The sequence below is a fragment of the Pseudoxanthomonas sp. 68-E7 genome (assembly GCF_057773145.1).
The window spans coordinates 62324-89117 of record NZ_JBYMTI010000004.1; the positions used below are offsets into that span (position 1 = coordinate 62324).

Sequence of the window (26794 nt, forward strand, 5' to 3'; positions counted from 1 at the left end):
ACTGGTTTCCGCGATACAACCATGGCTGCCGCCGTTATCGATCCCCTTACCGGCATTATGCTGTCGGTGTTCCGCGTCAACGCACGCCTGCTGGAAAAAGGCGATGAATTGGTTGCTCCGCTGCAGCTCACGAGTGCGCGGTGGCAGGTTCTTGGAGCGATTGCATTGGCCGACGGTCCGCTGACCGCGCCGCAGATTGCCACCGCCATGGGCGTTACCCGCCAAGGCGTTCAGAAACAACTCAACCTTGCGATGCAGGAGGGTTGGATTCAGCCAGGCGATAATCCTCGTCATGAACGTTCACCGCTCTATGCGTTGACCCGCGCGGGGCATCGCGTATACGACGCTGCGATGGCGCTGGAGCAAAACTGGTCGGAAGCGCTGTCTGCCGGCTTGGATGCCGGGGAACTGGCAGTGGCGCTTCGGGTCCTGAAAGCGCTGGAAGAGCGCCTGGCGGTGACGCCATTGCCTGTACGGGGACGGCGCGCGTGATCAGGATGATCCATCGGGGGGTGAGTGTCCTGGCGATACTCCTGGTCGCCATGTTCTGGTGCTCGTCGGTCGTGGCCGAACTCGCGAGGTACCCCGACGGAGTGGCGATGGTCAAGCGCACCATCGCGCTCTACGGAACTCCGTTGCTGGTAGTGACGATGGCCGCACTGGGTGGAACAGGGCGGGTTCTGGCGAAACGGCGCCGGGGCAGCATTCTCTCCGGAAAGAAAAAGCGCATGATGATTCTGGCTGCCAACGGAGCCTTGCTGCTGATTCCCGCCGCCTGGTTCCTGCACTACCGTGCGTCGACGGGCCGTCTTGACGGGGTGTTTCAACTCGTCCAGATATTCGAACTCGCCGTGGGCCTGATCCAACTGAACCTAATGCGCCTCAACGCGCGCGACGGGCGCATGCTGGGGAGAGCCCCGCGCCAGGCATAGCGACCGATCAATCCTCGCCGATATCCTCGTTCCAGACTTCGGGATTGGCGCGGATGTAGTCGCCGAGCAGGGCGATGCATTCCTCGCTCTGCAGGTCGATGACGTTGACGCCGTTCTCGCGCAGCCAGTCGATGCCGCCGCGGAAGTTCACCGATTCGCCCACCACCACCGTGCCGATGTTGAACTGGCGTACCAGCCCGCTGCAGTACCAGCACGGCGCCAGGGTGGTGACCATGATGGTGTCGCGATAGCGGCGCTGGCGTCCGGCCTTGCGGAAGGCGTCGGTCTCGCCATGCACGGACGGGTCGTTTTCCTGGATGCGCCGGTTGTGGCCGCAGCCGAGCAGGCGGCCATCGTCGTGGTACAGCGCCGCGCCGATCGGGATGCCACCTTCGGCCAGGCCCTGGCGGGCTTCGGTGATGGCGGTCTCAAGCAATGCGCGATAGTCGATGGACATGGACGATTCCGGGTGGCGGGCTGGGCGTGATACTGCCATGCTCGGCCATCGGAGCGGGCGTGGGGCCCCGCGCCGTCTGGCCGCAACCGGAATGCCGGGAAAAAAAGGGGAGCCGCATGGAACACCGGAATCTATCGTCGCGCTGGCACGCCGCGTGGTTCGCCTGCCTCGCGATGGCGGGAGCCGCCTTCGGCGCGGCGGACGCGCGGGCGCAAACCACGGATACCACCATCGTCCAGGGCCGCCTGGCCCTGCACTGGGGCGATCCCGCGCCGGTGGCGGGGCCACGGATCGCGCGTCCGGCGCGCCTGCGCGCGGTGCTGCTGGCCGATGACGGCCGCAGCATTCCGCTGGATCCCGATCAGGCGAAACGCGCCGCGGTGGACCTATACGCGCTGGCCAACCGTCGGGTTGCGGTGTCGCTGCCGACCCGGATGCAGGGGGTTTCCGCCAGGGAACGGTTCGCAGACGCGATCGTGCCCGCGGACGGGTTGGCCCAGGCGGCGCCGGTGCTTGGCGGCAAGCAGGTGTCCGCCGCCGCCGCGGTGATGGGCAACACCCGCTGGGTGACCGTGATGTGCAAGTTCTCCGACATCGCCACCGAACAGAAGGACAAGGCGTTCTTCACCAGCCAGTACGGCAATGCGGTGGGACAGCTGGGGCATTACTGGAGCGAGGTTTCCTACGGCCAGATCAATCTGGCGGGAAGCTCCGCCTATGGCTGGTTCACGCTGCCGAAGCCGAGATCCGGCTACGTGACCACCGTCGATGGCAAGGACGATGCCAACCTGGACAGCCTGTTCCAGGATTGCGTCGCCGCGGCGGACGCGCAGGTCGATTTCACCGGCGTGCAGGGCATCAACATGATGTTCAACGGCGATCTGGACGGCTATGCCTGGGGTGGCGGCGCATGCGCGGTGATGGATGGCGCGCGCCGATGCCCGCGCGCGACCTGGAATCCGCCGTGGTCGTTCGCCAACCTGGCGCCGCTGGCGCACGAGATGGGACATGGCTACGGCCTGCCGCATTCGGACAACTCGGATGGCGACGACGATACCTACGACAATCCGTGGGACGTGATGAGCGATGGCTGGCGCAACGCGGTCGCCGACCCGGTCTACGGTACGCGGCCCAAGCACATCAACATGATCCAGCGGGACCGCCTGGGCTGGGTGGCCAGCGCGCGTAAATGGGTAGTACCCGATGGCCTCAGTGGCAGCTGGCAGTTCGAACTGGAGTACGCGGCGCTGGCCGATGGCACCGGCCGCCAGCTGGTGGTGCTGAACACGCCGGATCAGATCGATCCCGCCTTCACGGTTTCCTACACGCTGGAGGCGCGCAACCGGGCCGGCGCCTACGAGGGCGGACTCGCCGGCACCGCGGTGATCGTGCATCGCGTGCGTGGCGGAACCGCCTACAGCGAGGATGCCGATTTCCCGCCGGCGAACGTGGCCAACAACGAAGGCTCGATGTTCAAGGTCGGCGAGACCTGGTCCTCGCCGAATGGCGGCTATCGGCTGCGCGTGGACGGCGCCACCGCGCGCGGGTTCCTGGTCACGCTCACCGCGGGAGGGCAGGTCACCGGCGGTCCCCTGCGCCCGCGCACGGGCACGCCGCCGGCCAGTTCGCAGGCACCCGCGGCGGTCGGGAACCACCGCATCAGTCCGCGTCCGGCGCTGCAGCGACGCGCGCCATTCCGGGATCGCCGCCGGATCCGCTGATGCCTGTGTTTCAGCGGGCGGCGGCGGTATCCACGCTGACCACCACCGACATGCCCGGGCGCAGCCGGGCCGCGGCGGCCTGTCCGGAATCGATCGCGATCTTGACCGGAATGCGCTGGGCGATCTTCACGTAGTTGCCGGTGGCGTTGTCCGGCGGCAGCACGCTGAACTCCGAGCCGGTCGCCGGCGAGATTTCCAGCACCCGTCCGCGCAGGCGTTCCCCGCCCAGCGCATCCACGGTGAAGCTGGCCGGCTGGCCCAGCCGCACCTGCGCCATCTGGGTTTCCTTGAAATTGGCGATCACCCACATCGTGTCCGGGACCAGCGCCATCAACTGGGTGCCGTTGGTGACGTAAGCGCCCTGGCGCACGGTGACCTGGCCGAGCTGGCCGTCGCGCGGCGCGTGGATGCGGGTGTTGTCGAAATTGATCTGCGCCAGCTGCACCGCGGCGCGCGCGCTGGCCACCGCCGCTTCCAGCGCGGCGTGGTTGACGTCGACGCTGCGCACGCCCTGGCGGGCGACTTCCAGCCCCGCCCGGGCCTGGCTGAGGTTGGCCTCGGCCTGCGCATTGGCGGCGAAGGCGGTATCGCGATCCTGTTCCGAGAGCAGCCGCTCGTGGGCGAGTTGATCGGCGCGGCGCAGCGCCGAGCGGGTGCGCTGCTCCTGCGCGGCATTGCTGGCGATCACCGCGCGGCTCTGGGCGACGTTGGCCTCGGCGCTGCGGTGCTGCTGGGTCCAGTTGGCGAGATTGGCCTCGGCGGCCTGCAACTGCGCGCGCGCCTGATCCAGTTGCTGGCGATGGATGCGATCGTCGATCGCCACCAGCAGCGCGCCCTTGCGTACGTGCTGGAAATCCTGCACCGGCACCTCGGTGACATAGCCGCTGACCTGCGGACTGATCAGCGTGGTCTGTCCGCGCACCATCGCATTTTCGGTGGTCTGCAGCGCACTGGTAAACGGCGGCAGCTGCCAGGCATAGAGCACGATGCCCACGCCCAGCAGGGCGAGCAGCGCGAAACCGGCTAGGCCGAGCAGGCGGCGTCGGCGACGTGCGGCCCGGCGGGCGGCCGGTTCGGCGTCGGGAGAAGCGGAGGCGGCTGTGTTCATGCTTGCGTCGGTTGCGGTGAAGGAGAAGAAGGTGGCGCGGTGGAGGGCGCGGCCGGGGTGGGTGGATTCAACCGCCGCCACCACAGATCCGCGTAGATCCAGAGCAGGGTGAGGATCGCCAGCCAGGCCACCACCAGGAACACGTCGTTGTAGGCCAGCACATTGGCTTCGCGGGTGACGGTCGCGCCCAGCGCGCGCATGCCTTGGGCATTGCGCAGCGAGGGATCGCCGACGTTGTGCGCGTAGCCGGCGACCGTGCCCTGGAGCCGCGCCGCCACCTGCGGATCCAGCAGGGTGACGTGTTCGGCCAGCTGGCTGGCATGGAACTTCTCGCGCATGACCTGGAAGGTGCCCAGCAGCGCCGAGCCGAGCAGGCCGCCCATGTTCTGGGTCATGCCGAACAGCACCACGAAACTGATCAGGTTGCCGGGCTGGGCGAGGATCGCGCCGATGCCGCTGATCATCGCCGGGCCGATGAAGAAAGTGCTGCCGAACGCCAGCAGGAACTGGCTGACATACATCTGCGCAGGACGGGTGAGGTTGTTCGAATGCGCATCCATGAACGCGCCGGTGGCGATCAGCAGCACCGCGAACATCAGGTGCTGGGCGGTGTGCTGCGGGCGGATGAGCAGCGCGCTGGCCGCGATGCCGGCCACGCAACCCACCAGCACCCAGGCATACAGCGTGTGCAGTTCGTCGTTGTTGAGCCCAAGGTTCTGCATGAAACCCACCGCACCGACACTCTGCTCGGACAGCACGATGCGGATCAGCAGGATCGACAGCGCCAGCCGCAGCATGGTGCCGCTGGCCAGCCACCGCGTGTTGATGAGCGGATTCCTGCGGTAGTGCTCGATCGCCACCGAACTGACCAGCAGGACGATCGCCATCGCCAGGGCCACCCCCAGCCACGGATTCTCGGTCCACCACAGATAGCGACCCAGCGACAGCACCGCGGCCAGGCACGCCGCGCCGCCGGCGAACAGGGTGAAGGTCAGGAAATCCAGTTTCTCGAAGACCTTCGTGCGATCGCTGGGAGGCAGCTTCAGCACCAGCACGCACGCCAGCGCCACGATCGCCAACCCCAGTTCGAACAGGTACAGGCCGCGCCACTCGCCGTATTGCAGCAGTTCGGTGGAGAACAGGCGCGCCAGCGGCAGCGCCAGCTGGCTCAGGCCCAGGCCGATCACCACCGCCTTGAGGCGCATCCGCGCCGGGAACGCCTGGATCATGTAGTACAGGCCCAAGGTGCTGAGCGCCGCGCCGACCAGGCCGTGCGCGGCGCGCACGGCGATCGCCGAGCCCAGGTCGTTCACGAACAGGTGGGCAAAGGCGATCAGCGCATACAGGACCAGGAAGATCTCGGTGAACAGGCGCAGGCCGTACTGCTGGCGGAACTTGACCAGCAGCAGGTTGGCCGAGACGTTGGTCATCACGTAGGCGGCCGGCAGCCACGCCATTTCCCAGGCGTAGGCCCCCAGGGTGCCCTGCAGGTTCAGCAGGTTGGCGGTGACCAGCGCGTTGCTCAGGCCACCGGTCAGGGCGACCACCACGCCGACGATGGCGAACTGGATGCGGCGGCGGACCGGGTGCAGCGGTGTGGAGGGCGACCCGGGGAAGGTGGGGCGCTCGTGCGGCAGCCATTCGCGGGGGACGTAGCGGCTGCTCACGGGCGGGTCGGCATCCTCTGGAAGACGAATGGCGTTGTCACCACGGTATTGTCCCACGGGCGCGCCGGCAAGATGCCGCCGACGGTGCGATAATCCGTCCCATGAGCGAATCCCCCTACCAATCCGGCACCACCCATTTCGGTTTCCGCGACGTCGCCGCCCGCGACAAGCAGAAACTGGTCGGCGAGGTGTTCACCTCGGTCGCAGGCAAGTACGACCTGATGAACGACCTGATGAGCCTGGGCATCCACCGGGTCTGGAAGCGCTATTTCGTCGGCACCTGCCAGGTCAAGCGCGGCGACCGCGTGCTGGATCTGGCCGGCGGCACCGGCGACATCGCCGCGCTGCTCAAGGACCGGGTGGGCGAGACCGGCGAGATCGTGCTCGGCGACATCAACGCCGGCATGTTGTCGGTGGGGCGTGACCGCATGACCGATCGCGGGCTGGTGTCCGGGCTGGATTACGTCCAGTGCAACGCCGAGGCGCTGCCGTTTCCCGACCAGAGTTTCGATCTGGTCACCATCGCCTTCGGCCTGCGCAATGTCACCGACAAGGACGCGGCGCTGCGCGAGATGCACCGGGTACTGAAGGTCGGCGGCCAGGCGCGCGTGCTGGAGTTCTCGGAAGTCACCGCCGAGTGGTTCAAGCCGGTCTATGACTTCCATTCGTTCAAGGTGCTGCCGAAGCTGGGCCAGCTGTTCGCCCGGGATGCCGGCAGCTACCAGTACCTGGCCGAGAGCATCCGCAAGCATCCGCCGCAAGAACAGCTGAAGGCGATGATGGACGAAGCCGGCTTCGCCCGCGCCAGCTACAAGAACCTCAGCGCCGGCATCGTCGCGGTGCATACGGGTTATCGGGTGTAAGGCGGTCCTCCCTCTTCATGGAAGGGGGAGCCAGGTTCCGCGCGAAGGGCAAGCGCTCCTCAACAGCCGGATGGCGGGTCAATCCCCCGACACCCGCTGGCGCGGGTGCCCGCCCCCTTTTGCAAAGGGGGGGCTGACCAGGCGGCGGTGCATTTGGAAGTGAAAGCCATGCTTTTCCTCCCCCTTTGGAAAAAGGGGGTATCACATCGTCATGTGCTCGCAATGGCCGGCTTTTCCTCCCCTTTGACCCGCCGTTCGGCGGTTGAAAGCGAAAAAGGGGGACCGAGGGGGATTTGCCTTTGGAGCCACCCCAAGCTGCGCCGCATCAAGGCATCCCGGCGGCGGGCAGGTAAACTGCGCGCTTCCCTGACGCAGGAATCCCTGATGCGCGCCGTAATGTTGTCCCTGTCCTGCGCCGCCGTGCTGGCGGCCGGCTGCTCCCAAGAATCCGCCCCCGCCCCCGAGGCACCCGCCGCCAAGCCCGCGCCGACCGCCGTGAAGACCGAACGCAGCCACGATGAAAGCTCCTACGCCGAACCCGGCAAGGTCGTCATCAAGGATCTCGCGCTGGACCTGGCGGTCGACTTCGACAACAGGCAACTGGCCGGCACCGCCAGCTACACGCTGGAGTGGAAGGACAAGGCCGCCAGGCAACTGGTGCTGGACACCCGCGACCTGGGCGTGGAGAAGGTCGAAGGCCAGGACGCGGCCGGCGCCTGGGCGCCGCTGCAGTTCAACCTGGCCCAGGCCGACAGGATCTTCGGCAGCAAGCTGACCATCGAGGCGCCGGCGCAGAACGCGCACGTGCGCATCACCTACAAGACCTCGCCGCAGGCGTCCGGCCTGCAGTGGCTCGAACCGTCGATGACCGAAGGCAAGCAGCTGCCCTTCATGTTCAGCCAGTCGCAGGCCATCCATGCGCGCAGCTGGGTGCCGCTGCAGGACACCCCGAGCGTGCGCTTCACCTACAGCGCGCACGTGACCTCGCGTCCGGACGTGATGGTGCTGATGAGCGCCGACAACGATCCGGCCGCGCCGCGCGATGGCGACTACAGCTTCAAGATGCCGCAGCCGATTCCGTCCTACCTGCTGGCGATCGCCGCGGGCGACCTGGCCTTCAAGCCGATCTCCAACCGCAGCGGCGTATGGGCCGAGCCGGCGATGGTCGAGAAGGCCACGAAGGAGTTCGAGGACACCGAGAAGATGATCGGCGTGGCCGAGTCGCTGTATGGCCCGTACCGCTGGGAACGCTACGACATGCTGGTGCTGCCGCCGTCGTTCCCGTTCGGCGGCATGGAGAATCCGCGCCTGACCTTCGCCACCCCGACCGTGATCGTCGGCGACAAGTCGCTGGTCTCGCTGATCGCGCATGAGCTGGCCCACAGCTGGTCGGGCAACCTGGTGACCAACGCCAGCTGGAAGGACATCTGGCTCAACGAAGGCTTCACCACCTACGTGCAGGACCGCATCACCGAGGCGCTGTACGGCAAGGAACTGGCCGAGATGGAGCGCCAGATCGACCAGACCGAACTGCTGGGCGAAGTGAAGAACATGTCGCCTGCGGATCAGGCGCTGGCGCTGCCACCGCTGACCGATCGCGATCCGGACGATTCGCTGAGCCAGGTCGCCTACGTCAAGGGCGCGTGGTTCCTGAAGTTCCTGGAAGAGCGCTTCGGCCGCGCCGCCTTCGATCCATTCCTGCGCAGCTGGTTCGATGATCACGCCTTCCAGAGCGCGACCACCGATCAGTTCGTCGACTACCTGAAGAAGAACCTGCTGCCGAAGAACCCGAACGCGGTGACCGAGGCCGAACTCAATGCCTGGCTCAATGAACCCGGCATTCCGGCGTTCGCCGCCAAGGCGCAGTCGCGCGGCTTCTCCAGCACCGACACCGCGCGCATCGCGTGGCTGGGCAGCGGCCAGTTGCCGAACCCGCAGGTGACCTCGGGCTGGGTGACCCAGCAGTGGGTGAACTTCATCAACGGCATGGGCGAGAAGCTGACCGTCGAGCAGCTGGCGCAGTTGGACAAGGCCTACCACTTCACCGGTACCCAGAACGGCGAGATCGCCATGCGCTGGTATCCGCTCGCCGTGCGCAGCGGCTACCTGGACGCGCGTCCGGAGCTGGGCAAGTTCATCGAGCGCGTCGGTCGCCGCAAGTTGATCATGCCGATCTACGAGGAACTGGTGAAAACCCCGGACGGGCTGGCCTTCGCCGAGGAAAGCTTCGCCCGCGCCAAGCCGGGTTACCACCCGATCACCACCGCGTCGGTCGAGGCCCTGCTGGCCAAGGCCAAGGCGGGCGAAAGCAAGTAAGCGATGCGTCGCCGGCGCATCTCCTGGAAAACGGTCGCCATCGTGGCGACCGTTTTCGTTTGCGCGCTGGCCCTGTGGGTCTGGCGCGATCCGATGGTCCTGGTGCGCGCGGAGTTCGCGCGGCAGCGCTGGTCGGCCGGATTGTCCCCGCGTGAGGTCGAGGTGGCCGGACATCGCTGGGCCTATGTCGAGCGCGAGGCGAAGGATCCGGCGGCACCGACGCTGGTGATGATCCACGGCTTCACCGGCAGCAAGGAGAACTGGTATCCGCTGGCCGAACGCCTGGCGGGCCAGTACCGGGTGGTGATTCCGGATCTGCCGGGCTGGGGCGCGAGCGAGCGCAAGCCCGGCGAGGACTATGGCTTCGACGCGCAGAACCGGCGGGTCGCGGCATTCATCGCCCGGGTCGCGCGTCGCCCCGGCAGCCCGCTGGTGCTGCTGGGACACTCGATGGGCGGCGGCATCGTCGCGCTGACCGCGGCGGACCGCCCGGATCTGGTGGATCGTGTCGGCCTGGTCGACGCCGCCGGCGTGCGCTTCCGCGACAACGTGTTCGGCGAGCAGGTGCTGGCCGGGCACAACCCGTTCGCGGTGCGGGATGAAGCCTCGCTACGGCGCTACCTCGATACGGTGTTCCATCGCGAGGAAGCCAAACCGCTGATTCCCTGGCCGGCCTCGCGCGCGGTCATCGACTGGCGCCGCGCGCAGGCGCCGTTCGAGCAGGCGGTGCTGGATCGGATCGGCCGCGGACCGGAGGCTTTCCTGCCCGGCCAGGCCGCCGCGCGCATCCGCCAGCCGACCCTGCTGCTGTGGTGCGCGCAGGATCGCGTGATCGATCCCAGCGCGCTGGACCTTTACGGCGAACGCATCCCGCAGGCGGTTAAAGTGCGGCTGTCCGACTGCGGCCACATGTCCATCATGGAGCGTCCCGACGAGGTCGCCGCCGCCGTCGATTACCTGATACGCAATGGAGTCCCCCGATGAAACGCATCCTGATCGTTCCCGTCCTTGCCGGCGTCCTGGCCCTGTCCGCCTGCGGTGACCGCGAGGCCGAGCAGCGCGCCGCCGCGCAGGCGCAGGCGGCCGCCAACGAGGAATCGGCCAACCAGTTGGCCGGAAAATTCGATGCCGCGCAGGCGTCGCGCGACTGGGACATGGCGCGCATCCACGGCGTCGCCCTGCTGGATCAGTATCCGGACACGCAGGCCGCCGCGCGGATAAAGCCGTTGCTGGAGGAAGTGAAGGCCAAGGCCGAGGGCGCGCGCGAGGAACGCCGCCTGCAGGCGCTGTGGGACTACGCCCAGATCGCCGCCGATGGCGGTACCCAGCGCACCGCCGCCATCCATGGCAAGGATCCGGTGGACGTGGACGGCAGCGGCGCCAAGCCGGTGCAGCTGATCTTCCGCGACCACCCCAAGTGGAAGCGCAGCAGTTACCTGGTGCTGCAGGCCGGTGATTTCCGCTGTGCGGGCGGTTGCAAGGTCAAGGTCACCGCCGATGGCGCGCCCGCGCGCACGATGGACGCGTGGCGCCCGGATACCGACGAGGCCATCGCCATGTTCATCACCGACCAGAAGGCGCTGTGGAAACTCGCGCGCAAGACCCGGGTGCTGGAAATCGAATTCCCGGTGAAGGCCGGCGGCACCCGCAAGGCGATGTTCGAGACCGGCGGCCTGGATGGCAGCCAGATGCCCGGCTGGGACTGAGCAACGCAGGCCGCCCGGCGTTTGCCGGACGGCGGCCTACCGTGCCGGCGACGACAACGCCCGTTCCATCCGGTTGCGGCCGTTGAACTTGGCCTGGTACAGCGCGTGGTCGGCGTGCTTGAGCAGTTGTTCCAGCGGTTCCCCGGCGGCCAGCGGTGGTTGCATCGCCAGGCCGATGCTGATGGTGATGTCCAGCCGGCGGCCGTCATCCAGTTCGAACGGCTGCGCCGATACCCGCAGCAACTGATCGGCCAGCCGCAGCGCGTCCCGTTCGCCGGCTCCCGGCATCAGGATGGCGAATTCCTCGCCGCCGAAGCGGCCCAGCAGATCGCCTTCGCGCAACAACCGGTGCGCACGCTCGGCGAACGCCACCAGCACCGCGTCGCCGGCGGCGTGTCCATGGCGGTCGTTGATGGCCTTGAAGTGATCCAGATCGACCATCAGCACCGCGACCGCGCCGCCCTGCGCCCGCGCGCGTTCGACCGCGGCCTGGCCCCGGCGCTCGAAGGCGCCGCGGCTCAGCGTCTGGGTCAGCGCATCGTGGTTGGCGGCGTGGTTGAGCGCGTCGAGCAGGCGGTTGCGGGCCGCGTGCGCGCCGGCCACGGTCAGCGGCGCCACCGCGACCAGCGCCATGCCGATGCGCATCGACACGATCGCGGCCATGTCGTCCTGCACGTGCAGGTCGATCCAGCCATTGGCGATGCCCACCAGGGTCCAGACGCACAGCAGCGCGGTCGCGCTGGCGGTGGTGAACAGGCGATAGCTCAGCGCGCACCACAGCAGGGCCGGGACCGGGAACGCGATGGCGCCGGGGCCGCCGACCGCCACGCCCAGCAGCACCGTCGCCAGCAGGGACAGCGCCGGTAGCCGGTGCCCGGGTTCATGCAGGAAGCGCGCCAGCGGGCCGCGCCAGGCCTGGCCCAGGCTGCGCGGGGAGGGCAGCAGCAGGACCACCGGCACCAGGGCCACGTAGCTGACCAGTTCGGCCGAAAACCAGATGCCGATGGCCTGGAGCAGGTCGGCGCCGATCACCGAACGCGCGATCAGGCAGCCGGACACCGCCGCGGCCAGGGCGGCGCCGGCACACACCATCAGCACCCGCAGCATCGACTGCGCGCGCTGCAGGCCCAGGTCCTCGCGGCGGAAGCGGTGGAACAGCAGGCAACCCACGGCCACTCCGGCCAGGTTGGCGCCGGTCAGGCGCAGGGTCGCCGACAGGCTGCCGCCGGTGAGCAGATCCGCGCCCAGATAGCCGGCGGCCGCGGCCAGCCAGCCCAGCGGGGTCGCCAGCGAGGGTCGGCGGGCGAACACGCCCAGCAGCAGGGCATTGGTGGGCCAGAAGGAGGCGAGCTGGTGCTCGGGGCGGCTCAGGATGCCGAGCCAGGAGGCGGCCAGGACCATCAGGCCGATGCCGGCCGCCGTGGCGAACGCGTGGAAAACGCGGGAAAAACGGGAGGGCGGGACCGCCGGGGCGCTGTCCTGTGGGTTCCCCTCGCGGGGCCGTCCGTCTTGCGTTCCTGCCATTGCCGCCTTGCATGGGCAGTGGTGGTACCCGCCCTTGCCGCCACCTTACGCCGGATGGGTGACGGTTTTCATCCCGTCGCCCCGGCCGGGCCCTGCCGGATCGGTCAGATCCGCCGGATCAGCCGGATCAGAGGGAATATCCGAACTGCTGCTTGAACTGTTCGTTGAATTCTTCGAAGTCGAAGCGCTGGTTCTGGGTGCCGGGATGCTCGACCTTGAGCGCGCCCATCAGGTTGCCCATCCGGCCGATGGTCAGCCAGTCGTAGCCCTTCTCGATGCCGTAGATCAGGCCGGCGCGGAAGGCGTCGCCGCAGCCGGTCGGGTCGGTGACCCGGCGCTCGTGCGCCGGCGGGATGTCGTAGGTCTTGTCCGGGGTGTGGATCTGCGAGCCGTGCGGGCCGCGGGTGGTGATGTAGGCCTTGACCCGCTTGACGATGTCGGCCTCGCTCCAGCCGGTGCGCTCCTGCAACAGGTTGGATTCGTAGTCGTTGACCGTCACGTAGTCGGCCAGCTCGATGAACTGGCGCAGTTCCTCGCCGTTGAACAACGGCATCGCCTGGCCGGGGTCGAAGATGAAGGGAATGCCGGCCCCGGCGAACTCGGCGGCGTTCTGCAGCATGCCCTCGCGGCCATCCGGACTGACGATGCCGAAGGTCACCCCGGGCACGTCCTTCACGTGGTTCTCGTAGCTGCGCATCATCGCGCCCGGGTGGAACGCGGTGATCTGGTTGTTGTCGTGGTCGGTGGTGATGAAGGCCTGCGGGGTGAACAGTTCCTCGATCACCTTGACCTGGCTCAGGTTGATGGCCTGTTCCTGGAACCATTCCCGGTACGGGCCGAAGTCCTGGCCCACGGTGGCCATCGGGATCGGATCACCGCCCAGCAGCTTCAGGTTGTAGGCGATGTTGCCGGCGCAGCCGCCGAACTCGCGGCGCATGCGCGGGACCAGGAACGACACGTTCAGGATGTGCACCTTGTCCGGCAGGATGTGGTTCTTGAACTGGTCCGGGAACACCATGATGGTGTCGTAGGCGAGGGAACCACAAATCAGTGCGGACATCGGCAAGGCTCGGCGGGTGGGCGGCGGCCGGCCGTGCCTGGCCGGTCAAGAAAAACGGGACGGCCACCCCGGTTCGGGCGGACCGGTGCGAAGGTTACCGGCTGAGGCGGCGCGGGGCCAGTCTTGATCCGTCCGCGGCGAACCGTACGCGGGGAGCGCCGGCGGTATCGCTTCCTGTCCGCCGAGTCCTCGTCATGCGTGTTTTTCCCGCGTTTTCACGAGATTTTTCCTTGCCCGCGCACAGGCGGGTTGCTAGGCTAGCCGACTTCGTTTCGTGCCCAAAAAATCGCCAGCCCCGCTGCGCGATCCGCCACCAGCAGGACCCACTCCCCGATGTTCAAAAAGCTCCGCGGCATGTTCTCCAACGACCTGTCCATCGATCTGGGCACGGCCAATACCCTCATCTACGTACGCGGACAGGGCATCGTGCTGAACGAACCGTCGGTGGTGGCGGTGCGCCAGGACCGGGCGATCGGTGGCTCCCGCTCGGTCGCGGCGGTCGGCGCGGAGGCCAAGCAGATGCTCGGCCGCACCCCCGGCCACATCACCACCATCCGGCCGATGAAGGACGGCGTGATCGCCGACTTCACCTACACCGAGGCGATGCTCAAGTACTTCATCAAGAAGGTGCACAAGTCGCGCGTGCTGCGTCCCAGCCCGCGGGTGCTGGTGTGCGTGCCGGCCGGCTCCACCCAGGTCGAGCGCCGCGCCATCAAGGAATCGGCCGAGGAGGCCGGCGCCCGTGACGTGTACCTGATCGAGGAACCCATGGCCGCCGCCATCGGCGCCGGCATGCCGGTCACCGAGGCCCGCGGCTCGATGGTCATCGACATCGGCGGCGGCACCACCGAAGTGGCGGTGATCTCGCTGAACGGCATCGTCTATTCGCAGTCGGTCCGCATCGGCGGCGACCGCTTCGATGAGTTCATCACCAACTACGTCCGCCGCAACCACGGCATGCTGATCGGCGAGGCCACCGCCGAGCGCATCAAGCTGGAAATCGGCTGCGCGTACCCGCAGCCGGAACTGCAGGAAATGGAAATCTCCGGCCGCAACCTCGCCGAGGGCGTGCCGAAGATGATCAAGATCAACTCCAACGAGGTGCTGGAAGCCCTGCACGAGCCGCTGTCGGGCATCGTCAGCGCGGTCAAGCTGGCGCTGGAGCAGACCCCGCCGGAACTGTGCGCCGACGTGGCCGAGCGCGGCATCGTGCTCACCGGCGGCGGCGCCCTGCTGCGCGACCTGGATCGCCTGATTTCCGAGGAAACCGGCCTGCACGTGCAGGTGGCCGACGATCCGCTCACCTGCGTGGCGCGCGGCGGCGGCCGCGCCCTGGAGCTGGTCGACATGCACGGCAACGAGTTCTTCGCGCCGGAATGAGGCAGGAGATGGGGAACCGGGGACGGAGAATGGAAGTCTGTTCCTGCCGAGTTCCCGCTTCCCGCGCCTGTCCGCCGGGGCGACATCCGGCAGTTGCAACCTCTGAAACCCACGATCCGGAACGCTGCCCGCGCGCGTTCCGGCATTCCCGATCCATCACCCCCGATTCCCGGCCCTGATGCCTCCCTACGCCGGTCCACCCATCGCCTCGCGCCCTGGAGAAGTCGCCAGTACCCTGCGCTTGCTCGGGTACCTGGCGCTGGCGATCGCCCTGATCGTGCTGGACCACCGCGGCGGCTGGCTGTCGCAGGCGCGCGCCCAGGTCGGCGTGGTCACCCAACCGCTGTGGTGGCTGGCCGGACTGCCCGGCCGCGTGGGCACGCGGGTGAAGGATGACGCGGTCACCCGCACCCGGTTGATGGAAGAGAACCGCCAGCTGCGCAACGATCTGCTGGTGGCCAATGCCCGCCTGACCCGGCTCAGCACGGCCGCGGCCGACAACATGCAGCTGCGCGCGCTGCTGGGGGTGGCCGAGAGCCGCGGCCTGGACGTGCAGCTGGCGCCGATCCTGGATATCGATCTGGATCCGACCCGCCAGCGCCTGGTGCTCGATGCCGGCAGCGGCGACGGCGTGCGGGTCGGCCAGCCGGTCATCGACGCCGGTGGCCTGATGGGCCAGATCATCCAGGTCACGCCGGCGCACGCGATCGTCCTGCTGCTCACCGATCCTGACCACGCGGTGCCGGTGGTGGTGGCCAGCAGCGGCGTGCGCCTGATCGCCTACGGGCGCGGCCGCAGCGATCTGCTGGAACTGGCCGACATTCCGCTCAACAGCGGGGTCAAGGTTGGCGACGTGGTGGTCACCTCCGGCCTGGGTGGGCGTTTCCCCGCCGGATTCCCGGTCGGCACCATCACCGCGCTGCGACCGGACGACAGCCACGCCTTCCTGGTCGGCGACCTGCATCCCGCCGCGCAACTGGATCGCGGCCGCGATGTCCTGCTGCTGCGCTCGGCGCCACCGCTGCGCCTGCCGCTGCCGGCCACCCGGCCCGGCGCGGCGCCGGTGGATCCGGCCACGGTGCCCGCCGCGCCCGCCGTCTCCACCCCGACCGGACCCGCTTCCGCCGGCACCGCCGCCATGGGCGCGGCGCCCACCGGCAGCCACACCGCCGCGGGCAACCGCGCCACCGGAATCCCACAGGGCGCTTCGCCGGCCAACGCCGCCTCCGCCGCCAACCCGGCCCGCACGCCGGCGAATGCCGCCGCGAACGCACCGGTCACGCCGCCACCCGCCACGCCGGCCACGGAGCCCACGCGATGAGCCGCATCCGCAGCGGCTGGATCCTGCCGCTCAGCTTCGTTGCCGCCCTGCTGCTGGGCCTGCTGCCGCTGCCGGAAATGCTGCAGCCGCTGCGTCCCTACTGGCTGGCGCTGGTGCTGGCCTACTGGGTGATCGAGACGCCCGAACGCGCCGGCCTGGGCGTGGCGATGGCGGTCGGCGTGATCGCCGACGTGATGTTCGGCAGCCTCCTCGGCGAACAGGCGCTGCGGCTGGTGATCATGGCCTTCATCCTGCAGCGCTTCCGCCTCCAGCTGCGCTTCTTCCCGGTATCGCAGCAGGCGCTGGCGATTGGCGGCCTACTGCTCAACGACCGCATCGTCGACGCCGCGATCCACTGGCTGCTCGGCGAACCCCGGCTGCCCTGGAATTACTGGTGGGCGCCACTGCTGGGGATGCTGCTGTGGCCGCTGATCTACGTGCTGCTGGACATGCTGCGCCAGGGCCGGCGCGGTTGAGCCGGCGATGATCAGTCGCCGCGCCGCCAAGAATCCGCACGCCGAGGCCGAGCAGTTCCGGCGCCGCGCGGTGCTGGGCTTCGTGGTGGTGGCGCTGGCGCTGATCGGCCTGGCCGGCTGGTATTTCAAGCTGCAGGTGCTGGATCACGACGAGTACGCCACCCGCTCCGAGGCCAACCGGATCAAGCCGCGGCCGGTGGTGCCGGGACGCGGCGCCATCTACGACCGCAACGGCGTGCTGCTGGCCGAGAACGTGCCGGCCTTCCGCCTGGACGTCACCCCGGACAAGGCGGGTGATCCCAAGCGCCTGATCAAGGAACTGGGCGAAATCATCGCCCTGGCGCCGGAGGACATCGAGCGCTTCGAGGCCAGCCGCAAGGGCGCGCGCGGGTTCCGCCCGATCACGCTCAAGCTGCGCGTGGGCGAAGATGAGATGGCCCGCTTCGCGGTGGACCGCTGGCGTTTCCCCGGGGTGGAACTGGTGCCCTACCTGACCCGGCGCTATCCCTACGGCGATCTGTTCGCCCACATCATCGGCTACGTCGGCCGCATCGATGAAAAGGATCTGGAAGTGCTGGGCGAGGGCAACGCCGCGCTCACCCATATCGGCAAGACCGGACTGGAGCGCTATTACGACGAGGCGCTGCGCGGCAAGGTCGGCTACGAGAAGGTCGAGACCAACGTGGAAGGACGCGCGCTGCGCGTGGTCGGCCGGGTGCCGGCGGTGGCGGGCACCGATCTGTGCCTGAGCGTGGACCTGAAACTGCAGCAGGCGCTGGTCGCCGCGTTCGGCGAACACGAAGGCTCGGCCATCGCGATGGATCCGCGCACGGGTGAAATCCTGGCGATGGTCAGCCTGCCGAGCTACGACCCGAATCTGTTCGTCAACGGCATTTCCAGCAAGGACTTCAAGGCGCTCAACGAGAATCCCTCGCGCCCGCAGTTCAACCGGCTGGTGCTGGGCGGCGTCGCGCCCGGCTCCACGCTCAAGCCGCTGATCGCCCTGGCCGGCCTGGACAGCGGCATGCGCCGGCCGGAGGACAAGGTGCTGTCCACCGGCATGTTCTACCTGCCGGGCACCAGCCGCGGCTGGGGCGACGCGCATCGCGGCGGCCACGGCTGGACCGATCTGCGCAAGTCGATCGCTCAGTCGGTGAACACCTATTACTACCGGCTGGCGTTGGATCTGGGCATCGAGCGCTTCGACGACTACATGACCCGCTACGGCTTCGGCCAGCCGACCGGCATCGATCTGACCGGCGAGATCAGCGGCATCCTGCCGTCGCCCGCGTACAAGGCCAAGAGCCGCAAGGAACGCTGGTATCCCGGCGACACCGTCAACATCAGCATCGGCCAGGGCGACTGGAAGGTCACCCCGCTGCAACTGGTGCGGGCGATCTCCGCCGTCGCCGACGGCAACCTGCGCCAGCCGCACCTGGTGCGGGACCAGCGCACCGGTTTCGACGCCGCGTGGACCCCGCTGCCGGTGGCCACGCCGATGCCGATCAGCCCGACCCCGGCCAATGTGCAGGTCGTGCGCGAAGGCATGATGGCGACCATGCAGCCGGGCGGCACCGGTGCCTCGATGGCGCGCGGCGCGCCTTACCTGATGGCGGGCAAGACCGGCACCGCGCAGGTGATCAGCCGGCGCGGCACCGCCGCGATCAATCCCAAGAGCCTGCCCATGCACCTGCGCCATCGCTCGCTGTTCGTGGGCTTCGCCCCGGCCGACGCGCCGGCGATCGCGATTGCGGTCGCGGTCGAGGGCGGCGGCTACGGCGGCACCACCGCCGCGCCGATCGCGCGCAAGATCCTGGATGCCTTCATGCTCGGCAAGATGCCGGACGGCGTGGACGATCCGGACGCGTCCAGCAGCGATCCCGAGCAGTTGCCGGGGAATGCCGCGGCGCCCGCCACGACACCGGCGACGGGCGGCACATCCGCGTCCACGCCCGCCGCGCCATCGCCGGCGCCCGCTCCGCCGCCGGGACGCACGCCATGATCGAACTGCTGCGCTGGGCCATCGATCTGCTGCGCTACCTGTTGCGCACCCTGGACTGGCCGTTGCTGGGCGCGCTTGGCGCGTTGATGGCGATCGGGCTGGCGGTGCTGTACAGCGCCGGCGGCGAGGATCTGGGTTCGCGCCTGCTGCTGGCGCAGGGCGCGCGCTTCGCGGTCGGGCTGGTGGCGATGTGGGCGCTGTCGCGGGTGTCGCCGGTGCGCCTGCGTGGCTGGACACCGGGCGTGTTCGCGGCATCGCTGCTGCCGCTGCTGCTGGTGCTGTTCATCGGCACCGGCAAGCATGGCCGCCACTGGATCGACCTGAAGGTGTTCTACCTGCAGCCGTCCGAGCTGCTCAAGATCACCCTGCCGATGATGATGGCCTGGTACCTGCATCGCGAGCCGCTGCCGCCGCGGATCCGGACGGTGATCGTGGCCGGCGTGCTGATCGCCATTCCCACCGGATTGATCCTGCTGCAGCCGGATTTCGGCACCGGCATGCTGGTGGCGGCCAGCGGCGTGTTCGCGTTGTTGCTGGCCGGCCTGCCGTGGTGGTGGGTGGGCGTGGGCGTGGGCAGCGTCGCGGCGGCCGCGCCGGTGGCGTGGTTCTGGTTCCTGCGGCCGTATCAGAAAGACCGCATCCTGACCTTCCTGAATCCGGAAAACGATCCGCTCGGCACCGGCTGGAACATCATCCAGTCCAAGATCGCGATCGGCGGCGGCGGCCTGGCCGGCAAGGGCTGGGGGCAGGGCTCGCAGTCGCACCTGAACTATCTGCCCGAACACACCACCGACTTCATCTTCGCGGTGCTGTCCGAGGAGTTCGGCTGGATCGGCGTGGCGGTGGTGCTGGCGCTGTACCTGTTCGTGGTCGGACGCTGCCTGTGGATCGCGATCGAGGCGCGCGACACCTATTCGCGCCTGCTGGCCGGCTCGCTGGGCCTGGCCTTCTTCGTCTACGTGATCGTCAACGGCGGCATGATCTCCGGCCTGCTGCCGGTGGTCGGCGTGCCGATGCCGCTGCTGAGCTACGGCGGCACGTCCGCGGTTTCCCTGCTGGCCGGCCTTGGCCTGGTGATGGCCGTGCGCGCGCACCGGCCGGTGCATGGGTATTGAGGGCGGGGATTGGGGATTCGGGATTGGGGATTCGTGAACAGCAAAAGCGCTGCTTCTGCCTTTGCGAATCCCGTATCCCGAATCCCCAATCCCCGCCGCACAAACATTCACGATTCCCGGCGTTGAGCGTGCTAACCTCGCGCCCGATGATTCGACGCGCCCTTGTCTGCCTGATCACCTTCGGCCTGGTTGCCTGCGCGACTCCGCCGAAGACCCCGCCGACCGCCGCGCCCGCGGCGAGCGGAGCCCAGTCACCCCGGCCTGATGCCACGGCCGCCACGCCGGCGGAGGGATCGGTCGAGCGCGTGGCCGACGTACCGATCGTGGTGGAGGACTTCGCCACCGCGCGCGCCAAGTTCGTGCGCGACACCGCGGCGCGCTATGGCGTCGATCCGACGTACATCGACTCGGTGCTGTCGCAGGCGGTGTTCCGCGACGACGTGATCGCGCTGATGTCGCGCCCGGCCGAGCGGGTCAAGCCGTGGAGCGAGTACCGGCCCAATTTCATCACCGCCGCGCGCATCAGCGGCGGACAGGCGTTCCTGGCCAAGCACCGTGACGCGCTGTCGCGCGAGGAAAAGGCCTACGGGGTGCCGGCGGAGATCATCGTCGCCATCATCGGCGTGGAGACCAGCTACGGCGGCTACACCGGCAAGCATCGCGTGCTGGATGCGCTGTACACGCTGGCGTTCCGCTATCCGCGCAGCGGAAATCCCCAGCGCGCCGCCTACGAACAGCGCCGCGAGCTGTTCTTCCGCGACGAGCTGGCGCAGCTGTTCGCGCTGGGCCGCGAGGAGAAGCTGGACATCACCACCTTGATCGGCAGCTACGCCGGCGCGATGGGCCTGGGCCAGTTCATGCCGTCCAGCTACCGCGAATTCGCGGTCGATGGCGACGGCGACGGCCGTCGCGATCTGTTCAACAGCGTCGACGACGTGTTCGCCTCGGTTGCCAATTATTTCCGCAAGAAGGGCGGCGAGCGCGGTGGCTGGGTCCCCGGTGGCCCGGTGGTGGCGCGCGCCGAACTGCAGACCGGCTATCCCGAATTCAATCCGGATACCTGGACCCCCGACTACACGCTGGCCGATCTGGCCCAGCGTGGTTACCGCCCGCTGGAGCCGGTCGCGCCGGATGCCACCGCCACCCTGGTGTCGCTGGAAGGCAGCGCCGGCAAGCAGTACTGGCTGGGCTTCCAGAACTACTACGCCATCACCCGCTACAACAACTCCAAGATGTACGCGATGGCCGTGTACCAGTTGTCCCAGGCCATCGCCGGCCGCGAGATTCCACCCGCATGAAATGGCTGCTGCCCGCGCTGCTCACCCTCAGCCTGGCGGCCTGCAGCACGGCGCCCAAGAAGCCGGTTCCCCCGCCGCTGTCGAGCAAGGGCAAGCCGGGATCCTCGACCGCGCACCCTGGCCGCGGTTCCGCCACCGGCAAGGATTGTTCCTTCTATGCCCCGGCGCAGGAAGACCCGTCCACGCGCGGTGACTACACCGCCGGTGGCCTGTACAAGCCGGGTGTCTCCGATACCACGCCGGATCACCTGCCGGACCTGGATTGCATCGCCGAGCCGAGGGTGACCGCCGAAGCGCGTTCGCCGATCGGCAACCGTTCGCCGTACACGGTGCTGGGCAAGAAGTACCGGGTGCTGGACAAGGTCGACGGCTACGTGGAGCAGGGCACCGCGTCGTACTACGGCAACAAGTTCCATGGCCGCCGCACTTCCAACCAGGAGGTGTACGACATGTACGCCTTCACCGCCGCCCACAAGACCCTGCCGCTGCCGAGCTTCGCGCGGGTGACCAACCTCGACAACGGCCAGTCGGTGATCGTGCGGGTGAATGATCGCGGGCCGTTCCATGACGGCCGCGTGATCGATCTGAGCTACGCCGCCGCCTACAAGCTGGGCATCACCCAGCGCGGCACCGGCCGGGTGGAAGTGCGCGCGCTGACGCCGGGCGAGGAAGGCCGCGCCCAGGCCGCCACGCCCAGGCCGACGCCGGCCGCGCCGGCGAGCAGCGGCATGGACGCGCTGGTCGAGAAGCTGCCGGCTTCGACCCCCGCGCCGACCGCCGCGCCTGCCGCCGCCGCCGCGAACGCTGCGAACGCCGCGAACGCCGCGGTCGTGGCCACGGTGGATCGGGATCGGCGCGGCAGCCACCGCTACCAAGTGATTCCGGATACCGGGAACCCCGCCAGCGCCGAACGCTTCGATGCCTGGATGCAGGCCAACGGCGTGCGCGTGGCGACCGGCAAGCCGGCGTCGATGACGGCGAACGCGCGTGCGCCGGGCGCATCCGATGCGACGACGGCCGCCACTTCCATGCCCGCCCGCGCGACCGCGCAGGCGCCCGCCACCGCGTCCGCGGGCGCGGCGATCACGCCCGGCGTGCCTCCGCGCGCGCTGGCCTCGCCGTTGCAACTGCAGGTGGGCAGCTTCGCCAGCCGCGAAAACGCCGATCGGGCCCTGGCCCGGCTGGTCGCGGCGGGCATCGCCGGCGCCAGCCTGAGCGATGTGCAGAGCAATGGACGGGTGCTGTGGCGGCTGCGGGTCGGCGCGACCGACCCGGCCGGCGCCGATGAACTGGCCGGCCGCATCGCCAGACTGGGCTTCGGACGCCCGCAATTGGTCCGCGACTGAGCCGCGTGGCGGATTTTTCGCCTGTTTTTGCCTGTTTCCGGCCCCGGCGGGATTCCCAGCCGCCGATGCCTGCCTAAAATGTCGTTTTCGTCGAACGGGCCTCGCGCCCAGTCAGGAGTTCGCAGCAGATGAAGTTCCGTTTCGCCCTGGCCGCCCTGGCCACCGCCGCCTTCGGCGCGGCGATCGCGCAGACCCCGGCGCCGCAGCCGGCGCCCGCCGCCCCGCCGGCCGAGTCCGTCGCCATTCCGCCGCCGCCCAAGCCGGCGGGCACCGCCTGGGTGCTGATGGACTACATCACCGGCCAGGTGCTGGCGGGCGAGAACTACGACCAGCGCGTCGAGCCGGCCAGTATCACCAAGGTGATGACCTCCTACGTGCTCGCCGCCGAGCAGAAGAACGGCAAGATCCGTCCCGATGACCAGGTGATGATGAGCGAGCGCGCCTGGCGCGAGGGCGGCGCCGGCACCGACGGCAGCTACAGCGGTTTCGCCGTCAACAAGACCGCGCCGCTGCTGGACATGGAAAAGGGCATGGCCGTGCAGTCGGGCAACGACGCCGCCATCGCGCTGGCCGAACACGCCGCCGGCAGCCAGGAAGCCTTCGCTTCGCTGATGAACAACTATGCCGCCAAGATCGGCATGAAGGGCTCGCACTTCGTCAACGCCCACGGCCTGTCGGCGCCGGAGCATTACTCCACCGCCTACGATCTGGCCCTGCTCGGCCGCGCGTTGATCAGCGACTACCCGGAAACCTACGCGTTCAACAAGATCAAGGAATTCACCGTCGGCACCATCACCCAGCCGAACCGCAACCTGCTGTTGTGGCGCGACGGCAGCGTGGACGGCATCAAGACCGGCCACCACTCCGGCGCCGGCTACTGCCTGATGAGCTCGGCCAAGCGCGGCGACCAGCGCCTGATCGCGGTGGTGATGGGTTCGACCTCCGAGAAGCAGCGCGCCGACGACAGCCTGGCGCTGCTCAACTGGGGCTTCCGTTTCTACGAAACCCATCGCCTCTACGAACCGGGCAAGGTCATCGCCAGCCAGCGCGTGTGGAAGGGCCAGGCCAAGGAAGTGCAGTTGGGCGTCGCCCAGCCGATGCTGGTCAGCGTGCCGCGTGGTCGCTACGGCGACCTGAAGCCGAGCATGAACGTGCCCAAGACCCTGGTCGCGCCGATCACCCAGGGCCAGGCCATCGGCGACGTCAAGGTCACCCTGGACGGCAAGGTCATCGCCCAGGCCCCGCTGGTGGCGATCAACGCCGTCGAGGAAGCCGGCTTCTTCAAGCGCCTGTGGGATGCGTTCTGGATGTGGTGGGAGTCGGACTGAGTTCCGTGCGCCCAATGCAATGAACAGGAAAGCCGGCGCAAGCCGGCTTCTTTTTGCGTGGGGAATCAGCGGTTCTGATCTGCTGAAGACAGGAGTGTGGAAATTGTTCCTTGTGGATCATTGCTCGAATCCGGGCAGTCCGTCACTAGGAATGCTCTGAAAAAACAAATGAAGCTCCCCGCCCAGACCAATCCTTGTGCTTCAAATGCCTCCTGGCCGCCCAGCAATCCTCGCGATGAGACCTGGGCAAAAAAGGGAATTCTTGAAGCGCAAGGGGAAACACATGCAAGAACGTCATGCGAGGTCTGGTTCATCAAGATTCTTGGGGAAGGGGGTGGCGCTGGTATTGGTCGGCGCAATCCTGATGTTCCCCTTTCAGCGGGATGCCCATGCCAACCCAGGCCAAGCTCAGGAGTCCGGCTGCAAAGCCGAGTTCGACGCCGCGAAGATCGCAGTCTCCAGCGAGATAAAGGGTCATGGAGCGCAGCAAGGCCTCACCGCCCATCTGAATGCGGCCTGGAGCATCTTCTGGAAATCGAAGCAGCCCTCTCAGGCCATTGAAGCGCTGGACAAGCTCGATCTGGTGATCGGGAGCAATGGGGTGAGAGGAAACTCCGCCGAAAGCAAGCAGATTGTCCATGAGTTCATTGATGAACTGCGCCAGTGCGTCGCGAGGGGAGGAGCGCCCAAGCGGACCCTCCTCGATGTTGAAGTCTTCCGTTTCAACGAAACAAGGCCGGATGGAAGGGGCGACCGCGCGGGGGATGAAGTCTATCTGTTCGTGGATGGAACCTACCTCAAATCGACGGACACGGATGGACGGGCGCGGCTGGAGGTTCCCGCTGGACTGGTCACCGTCCAGGCCATCGTTCCATCCAGCGCGATCGCCACCGCCACGGTGCAGGCGATGGCCGGAAAGACCGTGCCGCTGCAACTGATCCTGGACGATGGAAAGGAAGTGGTTTCGCCGGCAGAGATTTCCATCAGCTCTGTAAAAAACGGAATATTTCCCATGGATGCCAACGATTTCACGATAACCCTGCTGGAAGGCGGCGTGCCGCGACCGGTCGACCATGTGGGGCAGGTGGAATTGGAGGACGACATCGGGAACTGGCTGGCCTTTCTGACGGACGACTTCCGGGTGGATGCGGAAGGTCGCCTGTATCCCGTGACGATGGACGTCATCAGGAAGGCCATCGCGCCATACGCAGGCAGAAGCCTTCGATTGAGCGTCAATGGGGTGGATGCGCTCGGCTTCACGTTAGGCGGATACCACCCCTTGTATCTCGGCCAGCACGTACTCAACGTGGTACTGGAGGCGCCGCCGTCTAATCCATCCCTGCCGGTGGCGGGCATCGAGGTCACCTACAACCTGATGGGAACGGACCTGACCTTGACCCGGACCACCGATGCCGCGGGCGCCGTCTCGTTCGGGCCGGTCCCCTTGGGAAACGCCACGTTGAAAGGCATGACCATCGACGCGGGGCTCCACTACCATGGAGACGCCATGTTCTTCCTGCGTCAATCCAGCCTGGTCAAGGTCCTGATGGCGCATCCCAAGGATATCCTGGCGGGCCATGCCCAGTATGAGCTGGTGCCCTTGGCATCGCCCAACAGGAGTGTTCCGGACGGAAGCGGGCAGTGGTTGCGCGACGCGGAAGAAGACAAGGCCAGGAGGCGCCTGCATCGTGCTGTCGAGCCTCTTGAGCGAACCGACGCAATGGAATCAGGAGGCATCAGTCTGCGGGTCGGAGCGGCCAGGGCGGGTCAACCGGTGACGGCTTCCCGGACATTGACGATCCCACGGGGGACACAGCGGGTGTTGCTCCGATATAACGTCTCCACTGCCGAGTATCCGGATTACGTGCAGAAGCAAAGCGTATTCAACGACACCTGGTCGCTGCGCTTGTCCGCAAATCAGGGGGGAGGCCAGCTGTTCACCATCGGCAGCAATGTCAATGCGCAACTCCGGGGAGCGCCCGCGTGGCGCGCGGACGGCACGACGGGATACATCAGTCAATACTTCGACGTGGGGTCACTCACTGTGGATGGAACGGCCGATCTTATATTGACGGCCACGGCGATGAATGTGGCAGACAGCCTTCTTCCCACGGTCGTGCATGCGAGCCTGGGTGAGGACCTTGGGGAAATGATAATCACCGAGGTCGTACCGGATGATCTCTCGAAAACCAAGGGGGATCACGCGACCTACAGCATCCCGTTCCAGGGAGAAAACAATCAAATCTCCCGGTGGTATTCATTGAAACTGGACAAGCCCGCTGGTGCCAGGGTTACCCGCGTCCGTGCCGAACTTGAGCATGGCAGCGGCAGCATGCGGGGCGGCCTGGTACTGGACGAGGGTATCGGCCAGAACGTACGCATGGTTGACGACGATACGGTTCGGGTCCGGGTGACGCTTCACTCCGGGAGTGGCATCAATACCGTTCCCCCACCGGCGCACACGATCTACCACAAGTTCACCGTCGAAGCGGAGATGCCAGACGGAAACCAGGTATCCGCAGAAGCATCCGGCGCACCCAGGCGGGCCTTGTGGCGCATGCAGGAGGCATGGCGGGTTCCCGAGCGGCGCTACGGCATGCGCGACGTGGGGGGCGATGACTGGCTATCGGCACGCACGTGGGAATACATCGACCGACATGGAAGGTTGCTGACCCGGATCGACGATATCTCCGGAGAGCATGGAAGCGACATTGGCCACAAGACGCACGATGTCGGTACCGATATCGACCTGTACCACGTATACCAGTTTCCGGGGGCTATTAGGGGCGAAGACAACTACGTCGCGCTTCGTCGTGCGGTGATCCGAGTCCTTTCATTGCCAGAACAGGAAGCCGCGAATGACAGGACAAGAGTGTTGGCCTGGATTTCCCAGACGCGCGCAAGATTTGCCGAGATTCTGACCACGACCGATGCAGAGGCTGTTTACTACTCCGTGGGAAGCGCGCATGTTGTTGGGGGAGTGAGATTGCCTCACGGTTGGGCCAGAAGCCTTTTGGTCGACGGCGTGTTGACGGTTCCCGGTCACCGATTTGATGCGGGGCTGGGGGCATGGGGCTTTCCGCAGGAGCGCCTTGGCTACGACGAAGTTCACAACAGCCACTTTCACATCAAGAGGCCGCGAGAACGCTGAGCTAGTTCTGCTGATGAACAGCT

At 67.5% G+C, this 26794-nt stretch carries 22 protein-coding genes; 16 read left to right on the plus strand and 6 right to left on the minus strand.

The genetic code is table 11. The features are described 5' to 3' along the window. The first annotated feature begins 21 nt into the window (after positions 1–21). Together AC3DE2_RS11100 and AC3DE2_RS11105 are read left to right on the plus strand one after the other, a co-directional pair. Entirely contained in the window at positions 22–492 is a 471-nt protein-coding gene (locus tag AC3DE2_RS11100) for a MarR family winged helix-turn-helix transcriptional regulator (RefSeq protein ID WP_488426209.1), read from the plus strand. A 107-nt stretch (positions 493–599) separates the two neighbouring features. Beyond that, a complete protein-coding gene (locus tag AC3DE2_RS11105; RefSeq protein WP_488426211.1) occupies positions 600–932 on the plus strand; it encodes a hypothetical protein in 333 nt (110 codons plus the stop codon). A gap of 7 nt (positions 933–939) precedes the next feature. On the opposite strand, the gene AC3DE2_RS11110 is transcribed toward AC3DE2_RS11105, so the two are convergent. Beyond that, positions 940–1389 (minus strand): nucleoside deaminase, encoded by a 450-nt coding sequence (locus AC3DE2_RS11110; RefSeq protein ID WP_488426213.1) that lies wholly within the window; start codon positions 1387–1389, stop codon positions 940–942. A 116-nt stretch (positions 1390–1505) separates the two neighbouring features. Here AC3DE2_RS11110 and AC3DE2_RS11115 point away from each other — a divergent pair, with 116 nt between their 5' ends. Beyond that, positions 1506–3110 (plus strand): metallopeptidase domain-containing protein, encoded by a 1605-nt coding sequence (locus AC3DE2_RS11115; protein ID WP_488426215.1) that lies wholly within the window; start codon positions 1506–1508, stop codon positions 3108–3110. A gap of 10 nt (positions 3111–3120) precedes the next feature. Here AC3DE2_RS11115 and AC3DE2_RS11120 read toward each other — a convergent pair whose 3' ends face one another. Next, entirely contained in the window at positions 3121–4218 is a 1098-nt protein-coding gene (locus tag AC3DE2_RS11120) for an HlyD family secretion protein (protein ID WP_295382324.1), read from the minus strand. Continuing rightward, complete coding sequence (locus AC3DE2_RS11125) at positions 4215–5885, minus strand: MFS transporter (protein WP_488426216.1); 1671 nt, start codon at positions 5883–5885, stop codon at positions 4215–4217. Before AC3DE2_RS11125 ends, AC3DE2_RS11120 begins: the two co-directional genes overlap by 4 nt. A gap of 101 nt (positions 5886–5986) precedes the next feature. On the opposite strand from AC3DE2_RS11125, the gene ubiE reads away from it, so the two are divergent. The 4 genes from ubiE to AC3DE2_RS11145 all read left to right on the plus strand — a co-directional run bounded on the left by ubiE (position 5987) and on the right by AC3DE2_RS11145 (position 10770). Continuing rightward, positions 5987–6748, plus strand: a complete 762-nt coding sequence (gene ubiE / locus AC3DE2_RS11130; protein ID WP_295382321.1) for a bifunctional demethylmenaquinone methyltransferase/2-methoxy-6-polyprenyl-1,4-benzoquinol methylase UbiE — start codon at positions 5987–5989, stop codon at positions 6746–6748. Positions 6749–7132: 384 nt separating this feature from the next. Next, positions 7133–9064 (plus strand): M1 family metallopeptidase, encoded by a 1932-nt coding sequence (locus AC3DE2_RS11135; protein ID WP_488426218.1) that lies wholly within the window; start codon positions 7133–7135, stop codon positions 9062–9064. A gap of 3 nt (positions 9065–9067) precedes the next feature. Continuing rightward, positions 9068–10048 (plus strand): alpha/beta fold hydrolase, encoded by a 981-nt coding sequence (locus tag AC3DE2_RS11140; protein ID WP_488426220.1) that lies wholly within the window; start codon positions 9068–9070, stop codon positions 10046–10048. After that, positions 10045–10770: a hypothetical protein gene (locus AC3DE2_RS11145; protein ID WP_295382317.1), complete on the plus strand. Its 726-nt coding sequence runs from the start codon at positions 10045–10047 to the stop codon at positions 10768–10770. The genes AC3DE2_RS11140 and AC3DE2_RS11145 overlap by 4 nt, the downstream gene beginning before the upstream one ends. A gap of 36 nt (positions 10771–10806) precedes the next feature. On the opposite strand, the gene AC3DE2_RS11150 is transcribed toward AC3DE2_RS11145, so the two are convergent. After that, positions 10807–12171, minus strand: coding sequence for a GGDEF domain-containing protein (locus tag AC3DE2_RS11150; protein WP_488426222.1), 1365 nt, complete (start codon positions 12169–12171; stop codon positions 10807–10809). 250 nt (positions 12172–12421) lie between these two features. Next, positions 12422–13354, minus strand: a complete 933-nt coding sequence (locus AC3DE2_RS11155; protein ID WP_295382314.1) for a carbohydrate kinase family protein — start codon at positions 13352–13354, stop codon at positions 12422–12424. 333 nt (positions 13355–13687) lie between these two features. Here AC3DE2_RS11155 and AC3DE2_RS11160 point away from each other — a divergent pair, with 333 nt between their 5' ends. The 8 genes from AC3DE2_RS11160 to AC3DE2_RS11195 all read left to right on the plus strand — a co-directional run bounded on the left by AC3DE2_RS11160 (position 13688) and on the right by AC3DE2_RS11195 (position 23620). Then, complete coding sequence (locus tag AC3DE2_RS11160; protein ID WP_141455404.1) at positions 13688–14734, plus strand: rod shape-determining protein; 1047 nt, start codon at positions 13688–13690, stop codon at positions 14732–14734. 178 nt (positions 14735–14912) lie between these two features. Beyond that, positions 14913–16055 carry a rod shape-determining protein MreC gene (gene mreC / locus AC3DE2_RS11165; protein WP_488426224.1) on the plus strand — a complete coding sequence of 381 codons (1143 nt, stop codon included), beginning with the start codon at positions 14913–14915 and terminating at the stop codon, positions 16053–16055. After that, positions 16052–16531, plus strand: coding sequence for a rod shape-determining protein MreD (gene mreD, locus AC3DE2_RS11170; RefSeq protein ID WP_295382310.1), 480 nt, complete (start codon positions 16052–16054; stop codon positions 16529–16531). The genes mreC and mreD overlap by 4 nt, the downstream gene beginning before the upstream one ends. A 7-nt stretch (positions 16532–16538) precedes the next feature. Then, positions 16539–18533, plus strand: a complete 1995-nt coding sequence (gene mrdA, locus AC3DE2_RS11175) for a penicillin-binding protein 2 (RefSeq protein ID WP_488426226.1) — start codon at positions 16539–16541, stop codon at positions 18531–18533. Further along, positions 18530–19648 (plus strand): rod shape-determining protein RodA, encoded by a 1119-nt coding sequence (gene rodA / locus AC3DE2_RS11180; RefSeq protein ID WP_295382306.1) that lies wholly within the window; start codon positions 18530–18532, stop codon positions 19646–19648. Before mrdA ends, rodA begins: the two co-directional genes overlap by 4 nt. 146 nt (positions 19649–19794) lie before the next feature. Then, the gene (mltB, locus tag AC3DE2_RS11185; protein WP_488426499.1) at positions 19795–20946 is read left to right on the plus strand and encodes a lytic murein transglycosylase B; all 1152 of its coding nucleotides are present in this window, start codon (positions 19795–19797) and stop codon (positions 20944–20946) included. Continuing rightward, positions 20943–22292: a septal ring lytic transglycosylase RlpA family protein gene (locus AC3DE2_RS11190; protein ID WP_488426228.1), complete on the plus strand. Its 1350-nt coding sequence runs from the start codon at positions 20943–20945 to the stop codon at positions 22290–22292. Before mltB ends, AC3DE2_RS11190 begins: the two co-directional genes overlap by 4 nt. A gap of 128 nt (positions 22293–22420) precedes the next feature. Then, positions 22421–23620, plus strand: a complete 1200-nt coding sequence (locus tag AC3DE2_RS11195) for a D-alanyl-D-alanine carboxypeptidase family protein (protein ID WP_295382303.1) — start codon at positions 22421–22423, stop codon at positions 23618–23620. A gap of 65 nt (positions 23621–23685) precedes the next feature. Here the strand turns inward: AC3DE2_RS11195 and AC3DE2_RS11200 are convergent, their stop codons facing one another. Beyond that, positions 23686–23934, minus strand: a complete 249-nt coding sequence (locus AC3DE2_RS11200) for a hypothetical protein (RefSeq protein WP_488426229.1) — start codon at positions 23932–23934, stop codon at positions 23686–23688. A gap of 20 nt (positions 23935–23954) precedes the next feature. Between AC3DE2_RS11200 and AC3DE2_RS11205 the strand changes: the two genes are divergently transcribed. Beyond that, positions 23955–26771: a hypothetical protein gene (locus AC3DE2_RS11205; RefSeq protein WP_488426230.1), complete on the plus strand. Its 2817-nt coding sequence runs from the start codon at positions 23955–23957 to the stop codon at positions 26769–26771. Positions 26772–26794: the final 23 nt, after the last annotated feature.